8 protein-coding genes are annotated in these 10,678 nt (G+C 56.6%); 4 read left to right on the top strand and 4 right to left on the bottom strand.

Annotated features, from left to right (window positions below):
• Positions 1-72: 72 nt before the first annotated feature.
• Positions 73-2,103 (bottom strand): choline transporter, encoded by a 2,031-nt coding sequence (locus RTM06_RS14435; protein ID WP_256698648.1) that lies wholly within the window; start codon positions 2,101-2,103, stop codon positions 73-75.
• 255 nt (positions 2,104-2,358) lie between these two features.
• Between RTM06_RS14435 and betI the strand changes: the two genes are divergently transcribed.
• From betI to RTM06_RS14415, 4 genes are all read left to right on the top strand, one after another.
• Entirely contained in the window at positions 2,359-2,952 is a 594-nt protein-coding gene (betI, locus tag RTM06_RS14430) for a transcriptional regulator BetI (protein ID WP_256698647.1), read from the top strand.
• A 13-nt stretch (positions 2,953-2,965) separates the two neighbouring features.
• Positions 2,966-4,438, top strand: a complete 1,473-nt coding sequence (gene betB / locus RTM06_RS14425) for a betaine-aldehyde dehydrogenase (RefSeq protein WP_312183042.1) — start codon at positions 2,966-2,968, stop codon at positions 4,436-4,438.
• Between the two features lie 28 nt (positions 4,439-4,466).
• Positions 4,467-6,146: a choline dehydrogenase gene (gene betA / locus RTM06_RS14420; RefSeq protein WP_312183040.1), complete on the top strand. Its 1,680-nt coding sequence runs from the start codon at positions 4,467-4,469 to the stop codon at positions 6,144-6,146.
• Positions 6,147-6,401: 255 nt separating this feature from the next.
• Positions 6,402-7,304 carry an alpha/beta hydrolase gene (locus tag RTM06_RS14415; protein WP_312183038.1) on the top strand — a complete coding sequence of 301 codons (903 nt, stop codon included), beginning with the start codon at positions 6,402-6,404 and terminating at the stop codon, positions 7,302-7,304.
• On the opposite strand, the gene RTM06_RS14410 is transcribed toward RTM06_RS14415, so the two are convergent.
• The 3 genes from RTM06_RS14410 to RTM06_RS14400 all read right to left on the bottom strand — a co-directional run.
• Positions 7,301-8,008 carry an isochorismatase family cysteine hydrolase gene (locus tag RTM06_RS14410; protein WP_312183036.1) on the bottom strand — a complete coding sequence of 236 codons (708 nt, stop codon included), beginning with the start codon at positions 8,006-8,008 and terminating at the stop codon, positions 7,301-7,303. The two genes, RTM06_RS14415 and RTM06_RS14410, sit on opposite strands and share 4 nt — an antisense overlap.
• Positions 8,001-9,311 (bottom strand): cytosine permease, encoded by a 1,311-nt coding sequence (locus RTM06_RS14405; RefSeq protein ID WP_312183034.1) that lies wholly within the window; start codon positions 9,309-9,311, stop codon positions 8,001-8,003. Before RTM06_RS14405 ends, RTM06_RS14410 begins: the two co-directional genes overlap by 8 nt.
• Positions 9,304-10,678: amidase (locus tag RTM06_RS14400; RefSeq protein WP_312183032.1), on the bottom strand; the 1,375-nt coding region annotated here is incomplete at its 5' end. The genes RTM06_RS14400 and RTM06_RS14405, both read right to left, overlap by 8 nt.

Genomic DNA, 10,678 nt, shown 5'->3' with positions numbered 1-10,678 from the left:
CAGTCGGGGATCATAGCACCCGGAGGAGAATGATCGAGATATAAGGGTCGCCATTATGGCGACCGCCACACGTTACACGTCCGGGAAGGTCATATTGCTGCCCGGCGCTTCACGATGCAGATGGATAAAGTTCAGGTGACGCTCGTACTGATCGAGAATATCGATAATCACCTGCTCTTTGTTGTAGTCCATCAAATCGTTGCCCTGGCTGCCTTCCAGCAGGAAGGTTTCCAGACGGTAATAGGTCGACTTACCGCTGCGTGCGCGATAGGTAAAGCCCGGAACCGAATACTGCTGCGGCCAGATTTGATAAACGAAATCCTGCTCATCACCCAGCAACACGCGCAGATCGAGGTGGCCCAGCGGCTGCCCCTCTTCTGGCTCGGCACGCTCCAGCGAGATACGTCCACCGCGCAGCTCCAGCTCTTTCGCCACATCCTGCATCGCCGGGAACAGCACCTCTTCCATCATCTTCTGCGTATAGCGCGTGCCCGGATAGTTCATCAGGCGCGACAGGCGTTTCTTCCAGCTCAGGCGATCGTTACTGGCCGGAATGTACGGCGCGGTGTCGCGGCTGGCGCTGGCACGGCGATGATCCTCGACCTTCAGCGATTTATACAGCCCGGCCATTACAAAGAAGATCACAAAGCTAAACGGTAAGCCCATGATCACCGTAGCGTTCTGCAGGGCAGAAATCCCGTTGGTCATCAGCATACCCATCGTCAGCACACCTATCGCAATCGACCAGAAGATACGCAGCCAGTTCGGTGCATCGCTGTTTATGTCTTTCAGCTTCGAGGTGAAATTACCCAACACCAGCGAACCGGAATCCGCCGACGTCACGTAGAACAGCATACCGGTGATGGTGGCCACCGAAGCACTGAACTTGAACGCCGGATATTGCGCCAGCAAGCTGTAGAAGCCGCGTTCAGCATGCGCCATCACTTCCTGGGCAAAGCCGGCGTCGCCATGAATAATTTCATACAGCGCCGCGTTACCAAACACCGACAACCACAGCAGCGTAAAGGTGAACGGGATAATCAGCGTACCCAGCACGAACTCACGAATAGTACGACCGCGCGAGATACGGGCAAGGAACAAGCCAACGAATGGCGACCAGGCAACCCACCACGCCCAGAAGAACAGCGTCCAGCTATTCATCCACTCGCGTGGCTGATCAAAGGCAAAGGTATTCAGCGTCATACCCATAAAGCGATTGACGTAGTCACCGACGTTCAACACCAGCGCGTTGAGCAGGAAATCGGTTTTGCCCATAAACAGCACGAACAGAATCAAGCCCAGCGCCAGCGCGACATTCAATTCAGAGAGAATACGGATGCCTTTATCTACGCCGGAGGTCACTGAGATGGTGGCGATGATCACCGACAGCACGATCAGCGCGGCCTGTGCCGTGAAACCTTCCGGCACATCGAACAGCACGTTGAGGCCGTAGTTCAGCTGCACCACCCCAATTCCCAGGGTAGTGGCGATACCAAAAATAGTGCCGATCACCGCAGCGATATCCACCGTGTGACCAATCGGGCCATTAATGCGTTTGCCAAAAATTGGATAAAGCGCTGAACGGATAGTGAGCGGCAGGTTGTAGCGATAGCTGAAGTAGCCGAGCGCGATGCCCATTAATGCGTACATCGACCAGCCTGTGACGCCGTAGTGGAACAGCGTCCACACCATCGCCTGACGCGCGGCTTCCATGGTCTGCCCTGCACCTTCTGGCGGCTGCATATATTGCGTTACCGGTTCGGCAACCGAGAAGAACATCAGGTCAATACCGATACCGGCGGCAAACAGCATCGCCGACCAGCTCAGTAAACTGAACTCGGGTTTAGATTGCTCCGGCCCAAGCTTGATCGCGCCGTAGCGCGAGCACGCCATATAGATGACGAACACGATGTACAGCGTGGCAGCGAGCATGTAGTACCAGCCAAACGTGGACGTGACCCAATTGACGGCGGTCAGAAGCCAGCTGGCAGCGAGTTCGCTGTAAAAAATCGTGACAAGTGAAAATGTCAGAATCAGTCCGGCTGAGGTGTAAAACACCACAGGATTGATTCTGTCTTTTTCACTGGCAGGTGGATTAATCATCGATTACCTCTGGTTAATTTCCTGTAGTACGTGCCAATGAACCCTGATTCGGCCGCCATAAATGACGAGCCGACGAGGGAAGTGCGGTTTTCGTGGGGTGCGCGTGAGTACACACCTGATGAGATCCCTTCAACCCACCGCTTCGTTTTTGTAACAATCCAAGCACAGCATCCTAACAAATTTCTTTTTTATATTGAACGTGCAATCAAAAAAAGTTTTAATAGTGTTCTAAGATTGAAGTGGAGCTGGAGTGTTATGCCAAAGGTGGGAATGCAGCCGATACGTCGTCGGCAACTGATTGATGCGACCCTGAGCACCATTAACGAAGTCGGGATCAACGACGCCACGATTGCGCAGATTGCGCGACGTGCTGGCGTATCGACAGGCATCATCAGCCACTACTTCAAAGACAAGAACGGTCTACTGGAAGCCACGATGCGTGACGTAACCCGTCAACTGCGTGATGCGGTAGCTGCAAGGTTAAAACCGCTGGCCGGCGCCAGCACCGAAGCGCGCCTGCTGGCGATTGTGGAAGGCAACTTTGATGATTCGCAGGTGCACAGCGCCGCGATGAAAGCCTGGCTGGATTTCTGGGCCAGCAGCATGCATCAGCCACAGTTGGGGCGCTTAGAACGCGTAAGCAGCCGTCGTCTGTTTTCCACGCTGGCAGCCGAATTTCGTCGCGTTATTCCGCGCGAGAAGGCGCGCCTGGCGGCGCATGGCCTTGCCTCGCTGATTGATGGCCTGTGGCTGCGCGCGGCGCTCAGCGGTAAACCGTTCGATTTGGCTATCGCCAGACAGCTCACCACCCAATTCATTCGTCAGCAATTGGCTGACCAGAATCACTGAGGAAGGAGAAATCATGTCCCGATTCACCGAGCAACACCTTTATATTGATGGCGCAGGGGTTCCCGCTGCGGCAGGCAACACATTCCAGACCATCAACCCGGCAAACGGCGAAGTGCTGGCCGACGTGCATGAAGCCGATCGCGCAGACGTTGATCGCGCCGTTGCCGCAGCGAAAAAAGGCCAGAAAGTTTGGGCGGCGATGACCGCCATGGAACGTTCGCGCATTCTGCGTCGTGCGGTCGATATCCTGCGTAAACGCAACGACGAGCTGGCCGCGCTGGAAACCCTCGATACCGGCAAACCGCTGAGCGAAACCCAATACGTGGATATTGTGACCGGTGCCGACGTGCTGGAGTACTACGCGGGCTTGATTCCTTCTCTGGAAGGCCAGCAAATCCCGCTGCGCGACACCTCTTTCGTGTATACCCGCCGCGAACCGCTGGGCGTGGTGGCCGGTATCGGCGCGTGGAACTATCCGATTCAGATCGCTTTGTGGAAATCCGCGCCTGCGCTGGCCGCCGGTAACGCGATGATCTTCAAACCGAGCGAAGTTACGCCGCTCACCGCGCTGAAGCTGGCAGAAATTTACACCGAAGCGGGCGTACCAAACGGCGTGTTCAACGTGTTGAACGGTCGCGGTGCGGTCACCGGCCAGCTGCTCACCGATCATCCGGGCATCGATAAAGTCTCCTTCACCGGCGGCGTCGCCAGCGGCAAGAAAGTGATGGCGAATGCGGCAGGCTCAACGCTGAAAGACGTCACCATGGAGTTGGGCGGTAAATCCCCGCTGATCATCTTCGATGACGCCGATCTCGACCTCGCCGCTGATATCGCGATGATGGCGAACTTCTACAGCTCGGGCCAGGTTTGCACCAACGGCACGCGCGTGTTTATCCCGGCTACGTTGCAAGCGGCGTTTGAAGCGAAAATCGCCGAGCGCGTGGCGCGCATCAAGGCGGGCGATCTCAACCATCCTGATACCAACTTCGGTCCGCTGGTGAGCTTCGCGCATCGCGACAATGTGATGCGTTTCATCGAATCCGGCATCAGTGAAGGGGCGCGTCTGCTGTGCGGCGGTAAACGCCTGAGCGGCGCGGACTTCGATAACGGCGCGTGGGTTGAACCTACCGTTTTCACCGACTGCCGTGATGATATGACCATTGTGCGCGAAGAGATCTTCGGACCGGTGATGTCGATTCTGACCTACGAAAGTGAAGAAGAAGTGGTTCGCCGCGCCAACGCCACCGAATTTGGCCTGGCGGCGGGTGTAGTAACCCAGGATCTCAACCGCGCGCACCGCGTGATTCACCAGATTGAAGCGGGTATCTGCTGGATCAATACCTGGGGCGAATCTGACGCCGCGATGCCTGTCGGCGGTTACAAGCATTCGGGTGTCGGCCGCGAAAATGGCCTGATGACGCTGCAAAACTACACGCAGGTGAAATCGGTGCAACTCGAAATGACCCGTTTTCAGTCCGTATTTTAATTTTGGCTTTTAACCTGAGGAACGACTAATGGAATTTGATTACATCATTATCGGAGCCGGATCCGCAGGGAACGTTTTGGCAACAAGACTGACCGAAGATAGCAGCGTCAATGTGCTGCTTTTAGAAGCGGGCGGCCCAGATTACCGCTTCGACTTCCGCACGCAGATGCCTGCGGCGCTGGCTTTTCCGCTGCAGGGAAAACGCTATAACTGGGCTTACGAAACCGAACCTGAACCGTACATGAATAACCGCCGCATGGAGTGCGGACGCGGTAAAGGTTTGGGCGGATCGTCGCTGATCAACGGCATGTGCTACATCCGTGGTAACGCGATGGATCTCGATAACTGGGCCAATGAGCCTGGTCTGGAAAACTGGAGCTACCTGAACTGCCTGCCCTACTATCGCAAATCTGAAACGCGCGATATCGGTGCCAATGATTATCACGGCGGCGAAGGTCCGGTGAGTATCACCACCTGTAAACCAGGTAACAATCCGCTGTTCGCGGCAATGATTGAAGCCGGCGTGCAGGCGGGTTATCCGCGCACGGACGATCTGAACGGCTATCAGCAGGAAGGTTTTGGGCCAATGGATCGCTTTGTGACGCCGAAAGGTCGCCGCTCCAGCACCGCGCGTGGTTATCTCGATACCGCTAAGACGCGTCCGAACCTGAAAATCGTCACCCATGCGACCACTGACCGCATTCTGTTTGAAGGTAAACGCGCGGTTGGCGTGCAGTATCTGCTAGGTTCCAGCAATACGTCGCATCAGGCGCACGCGCGTCGTGAAGTATTGCTGTGCGCCGGTGCCATCGCCTCGCCGCAGATTCTGCAGCGTTCCGGTGTCGGTTCCGCTGAACTGCTGAAACAGTTTGATATCCCGCTGGTGCATGATTTGCCGGGCGTGGGCGAGAACTTGCAGGATCACCTCGAAATGTACCTGCAATATGAGTGCAAAGAGCCGGTATCACTCTATCCGGCACTGAAGTGGTGGAACCAGCCGAAAATCGGTGCGGAGTGGCTGTTTAACGGCACCGGCGTCGGCGCCAGCAACCACTTTGAAGGCGGCGGCTTTATCCGCAGCCGCGAAGAGTTCAGCTGGCCGAATATTCAGTATCACTTCCTGCCGGTAGCAATTAACTACAACGGCTCGAACGCGGTGGAAGCGCACGGTTTCCAGTGTCACGTTGGTTCGATGCGCTCGCCGAGCCGCGGCCATGTGCGCCTGAAATCACGCGATCCACGCCGTCATCCGGCGATTCTGTTTAACTACATGTCACATGAACAGGATTGGCAGGAGTTCCGCGATGCGATTCGTATCACGCGCCAGATCATCAACCAGCCGGCGCTGGATAAATATCGCGGTAAAGAGATCAGCCCAGGCCTGGATTGCCAGACCGATGAGCAGCTGGATGAGTTTGTGCGTAATCACGGCGAAACGGCTTATCACCCGTGCGGCACCTGTAAAATGGGTACTGACGAGATGTCGGTCGTTGATGGTGAAGGCCGCGTGCATGGCGTCGAAGCGCTGCGCGTGGTGGATGCCTCAATCATGCCGTTGATCATCACCGGTAACCTCAATGCCACTACCATCATGATCGGCGAGAAAATCGCAGACAACATTCGTGGCCGCAAGCCGCTGCCGCGCAGCGAAGCGGATTACTTTGTTGCCGGTGATAAACCGGTGCGTGCTGAACCGATGCGTGGGTGAGATTGATTTAAGGGCGACGTTAGTCGCCCTTTTCTTTTGTCGCAAATTCAAGCTGCAACTCGCGTCTTAATCATTGGACAAATTGAACTCCGCACAATGGTTACATGTTACTATTAATAATCAATTAAAAGTATGTTGTAACTACAACCCTTAATTCTCGCCTTCGTCGCATTTGGTAATACAAAGCAACGCCCTCTTCATCTTCTCTGCTGATTTATCTGCTTCAATAAGCCTCTAATTTCATGAGGATTCGCCATGAACCGCCGCCACTTTTTATCGTATCTGACACTTTCCACGCTGGCCGTACGTAGCGGGCTAACCTTTGCTGCTTCAGCGAACGTAACAACCCAAGTTTTACCGCTGTGGCCTGATTTACCGCCGGGCGGCGGCGGTCCTGCTGGCGATTTGGTTATTTCAGCCAAAGGTGCGCAGCGTAATATCGTGCAGCCCACACTCACCGTATTAACGCCGCCCTCGCCCAATGGTCGCGCGGTGTTGATCGCCGCAGGTGGCGGCTATACGCGCATTGAAATGGGCAAAGAAGCCTGGCCTGCCGCAGCCTGGTTGACGGCACGCGGATATACCGCTTATGTGCTGAGCTATCGTTTGCCGCATGAAGACTGGAACGATGGCGCGATGGTTTCACTGCAGGACGCACAACGCGCGCTGCGCCTGGTGCGGCAGCTTGAAAAGCATGTCAGCGTGCTGGGATTTTCCGCCGGTGGGCACCTGCTCGGTATGGCGGTCACGCGCGCGTATTTCCGCTCGTATAGGGCCACCGATGCACTGGATAACCTGCCCGCCACCGCCGATCGCGCTGCGCTGATCTATCCCATCATCACGCTGGAACAACCTTACACGCACACCTCAACCCACAAAATTCTGGTGGGTAAAAACGCGCCTGCCAATGAAGACGCCGCATGGTCAGTACAAGAGTTCGTTAATCCGCAATCGCCGCCCTTCTTTCTGGTGCAGGCGGAGGACGATCCGATTTCCGATCCAAATAACACGTTGATTATGGCTGACGCCTGTAAGCGTGAGCATGTGCCGGTTGAGATGCATCGCTACAGCAGCGGCGGACACGGATTTGGTATGGGCAGGCCCGGCACGCCGACAATGGCGTGGCCTGAGCACTATCAAAAGTGGCTAGAGCGTTAACCGACTTCAGACATTTGTTTGCTAGCCAACCCTGACAGCAAAGTCTGCGAACTGGCTACTGCACCAAAAATCCCGCCTTGCATATGGATCATGCTGAGCGCGGCTTCGTGGTGTTTTTGCTCGGTCGCCGCACAGCAATCTGACAATACCAAGCACTCAAAACCGCGATCGTTGGCTTCGCGCAGCGTGGTGTGGACGCAGACATCGGTGGTGATGCCGCTGATGATCAAATTGCGAATGCCACGGCTGCGCAGGATCAGTTCGAGATCGGTGGCATAAAACGAGCCTTTACCCGGTTTATCGATGATGACTTCACCGGGCAGCGGCGCCAGTTCCGGAATAATCTCCCAACCCGGTTCACCGCGCACCAGAATGCGCCCGCACGGACCGGGCGCGCCGATTTCTGCCTGCATGCGCTTCGAACGCCAGCGCTTGTTCGCAGGCAAATCACTTAAGTCGGGCCGATGCCCTTCGCGTGTATGAATGATCGGGAAGCCCAACTTGCGCATCGTTGCCAGCACCTGCTGCAGCGGCTTAATCGGCGCGCGCGTTAAAGCAATGTCGTAGCCCATGCTATCAACGTAACCGCCCTTGCCGCAGAAATCGGTTTGCATATCGATCACGATCAGCGCGGTATCCTGTGGGCTGCAGCGGCCGTCATACGGCCACGAGTAAGGGGTTGAATCAATGGCGTAATCAGGCATTTTTTTCCTCCATCACATTTACCGTACTTTCACGTTTCAGTTTTACAATCAGCGTGTAGCTGGCGGCGGCAGTCACCAGACCAATCACTGCTTCACCAAACTGTGGGAAAGCAATATGCGCAATCACCGCACACAAGCTGCCGATAGCCCAGGCGGCAAAGGCGCTGCCGCGCAGACGGCGCAATTTGCGCTGTTCGCTGATTTTGGCCATGAAGATCAAATCGACAATCATCACCGCGCCAAACGGCGGCACCACGATACCAAGCAAACTCAGCCATTCAAGGAAATAGGACCACACGCCAGCCAGCGCCAGCGCGCCGCCGATCACGCCGAGGATCACCGTCCACAAGCGCATTTTGCTGCTAAAAAGATGGCTAAAACCAACCGCGCCGTTATACAGGCAATGCGTACACACCGAACCGAGGTTGATAAACACAAACAGGAAGGCAATCACCGAGAGCAGCATGCCGTGACCCATCAGCATTGGCAGGAAGTTGCCGCCGTTGCTCGCGGGATCGACTGCCGCGCCTACCGCCACAATCACCACGCCAAACAGATAAGAGATGACGTTCGCCACCGGGAACGCCGAGAACGCGGCAATCACCGCCGATTTACCGTCTTTTGACCAGCGGGTGAAATCTGCCGTCATGGTGCCGGAATCGGCAAAACCGGCCACCACCATGGTGACGGCGGTGCCCATGCTCATCGCGCCCACCGCGCTGCTGCTGCCGGTAAACTGCGTGATGGTGCTGAAATCATGATCCTTCCCAATCAGCCACAGCGCCACCAATCCCAACACCACGAACAGCGGTGCCGCGATCATGCCGAGCCCTGACAAGGCGCGCACACCGAGGAAGGTGATGGCGGTATAAAGCACCATGGCAAACGCCGTCACCGCCAGCGCATTCCAGCCAAAGGTTTGGTTAATCACCGTACCGGTTAAGCCGGTCTGGAAGGCGTACCAGCCAATCACCACGGTAGAAAGGAAGCCTGAAACCAAAATGTAGCCTTTGGTACCGAAAGTCCGTTTCGCCTGCAGCGCGAAGTTCATGCCGGTGTTACCGGCGAACCAACTCAGCGCGCCGACATAGGCAAACAGCACCAGATTGCCCAGCAGAATGGCAATCAGCGCCGGCCAGAAGCCAAGATGCCAGGTAATGATGCCGCCAAACAGCGCATTGGTGAGGATCATCGGGAAACCAAACCACACCGCCGACACCGAACCGGTCGAGTGGCGATGGCTGAGCGGAACCGGTTCGTGCTCGAACTCCTGCTCTAACGCCGGTGAATTTTTGTTAGTCATGGGCAACTCCGATTGAAACAGGTGTGATGTGATTCCAGGGTTGTATGCGCTCGAATGCGGCACTTGCCGCCAGCACCAGGCCATCGTCCAGATGACGACCCACGATTTGCATGCCAATCGGCAATCCGCTGGCGGTAAAGCCCGCGGGAACAGATGCCGCCGGTTGGCCGGTAAAATTGAACGGGAAGCAGAATGAGAGCCAGTGATCGCTACGCACCATGCGGCCATTGATAATCTCCGGTCCCTGCATGTTGAGCGGGAATGGCGGCACCGCCAGCGTCGGCGACAGCAGCAGATCGTAATGCTGCATAAAGCGCCACATCTGATTGCACAGCTTTTTACGCGTGGTGTTGGCGTCGGTAAAGGTTTCAGCCCGCCAGTCGTGTTGCAGCATGGCGCTGAGATGCGGTGACATGCGTGCCCCCAGTTCGGCGTGCATGTTACGCATGCCAGTGAGATCGCTCTCAAAAGCCACCAGCGCGGCAAAAGAGGCACCTTCATCGGCGATGCCGGGATCGACTTCATCCAATTCGGCGCCAAGTTCACGGGCAAAACGACGCGCAGCATGAGTGACAATGTCACGCACTTCAGGGTCAACGGCGATGTAGCCGAAATCCGCGCTGAAGGCGATGCGCATACCACCGAGTGGCTTATTCAGCGCGGCCAGCCAATCGACGTCATTGCAGGGAATCGAGTGGCGATCGCGCATATCGGGCCCCGCCATCACCGACATCATCAATGCGCTGTCGCGCACCGAACGCGTCATTGGGCCGATATGTTCCAGCGATTCCCAGCTGGAAACGCCGGGATACCGCTCGTCGCGACAACCCGGCCACAAAGGTACGCGCCCCATTGACGCTTTCAGGCCAAATACGCCGCAGTGCGCAGCAGGAATGCGCACCGAACCGCCGCCGTCGCTGCCTAAGGCAATTGGACACAGGCGCGCTGCCAGTGCCGCACCGGAACCGGCGCTGGATCCGCCCGGCGTTTTGCTGAGATCCCACGGATTGCGCGGTGATGGAAACAGCGGATTATGCCCGACACCGCTGTAACCAAATTCCGGCGCGGTGGTTTTCCCCAGCAGCACCGCATCAGCGGCCAGCAGGCGTTCAACGGTGATGTCATCCTCATCCGGAACGAAATCGGCGTAGGCATACGATCCCGAGGTGGTTTTCACGCCGGCGGTGCATATCAGGTCTTTCACCGCCAGCGGCACGCCCGACAGCGCACCCAGCGATTCGCCGCGCGCGCGCTTTGCATCCACGGCAGCCGCCTGTTGCAGTGCCAACTGCGGTGTGGTGGTACAAAACGCCTGAATCTGCGAGTCACGCTGCTCCATACGATCGATTGCGGCTTGCGTCACTTCC

Origin of the sequence: Pantoea sp. CTOTU46764, assembly GCF_031974595.1 — a bacterium.
GTDB lineage: Bacteria > Pseudomonadota > Gammaproteobacteria > Enterobacterales > Enterobacteriaceae > Pantoea > Pantoea trifolii.
Note: the sequence above shows the minus strand (reverse complement) of the source record. Positions and strands in the feature narration are given on the sequence as shown.

What these genes read in the sequence shown, in the direction of transcription:
- RTM06_RS14435 (WP_256698648.1), bottom strand. Translation starts at nt 2,103, where the DNA reads ATGATTAATCCACCTGCCAGTGAAAAAGACAGAATCAATCCTGTGGTG.
- betI (WP_256698647.1), top strand. Translation starts at nt 2,359, where the DNA reads ATGCCAAAGGTGGGAATGCAGCCGATACGTCGTCGGCAACTGATTGAT.
- RTM06_RS14415 (WP_312183038.1), top strand. Translation starts at nt 6,402, where the DNA reads ATGAACCGCCGCCACTTTTTATCGTATCTGACACTTTCCACGCTGGCC.
- betB (WP_312183042.1), top strand. Translation starts at nt 2,966, where the DNA reads ATGTCCCGATTCACCGAGCAACACCTTTATATTGATGGCGCAGGGGTT.
- RTM06_RS14405 (WP_312183034.1), bottom strand. Translation starts at nt 9,311, where the DNA reads ATGACTAACAAAAATTCACCGGCGTTAGAGCAGGAGTTCGAGCACGAA.
- RTM06_RS14410 (WP_312183036.1), bottom strand. Translation starts at nt 8,008, where the DNA reads ATGCCTGATTACGCCATTGATTCAACCCCTTACTCGTGGCCGTATGAC.
- betA (WP_312183040.1), top strand. Translation starts at nt 4,467, where the DNA reads ATGGAATTTGATTACATCATTATCGGAGCCGGATCCGCAGGGAACGTT.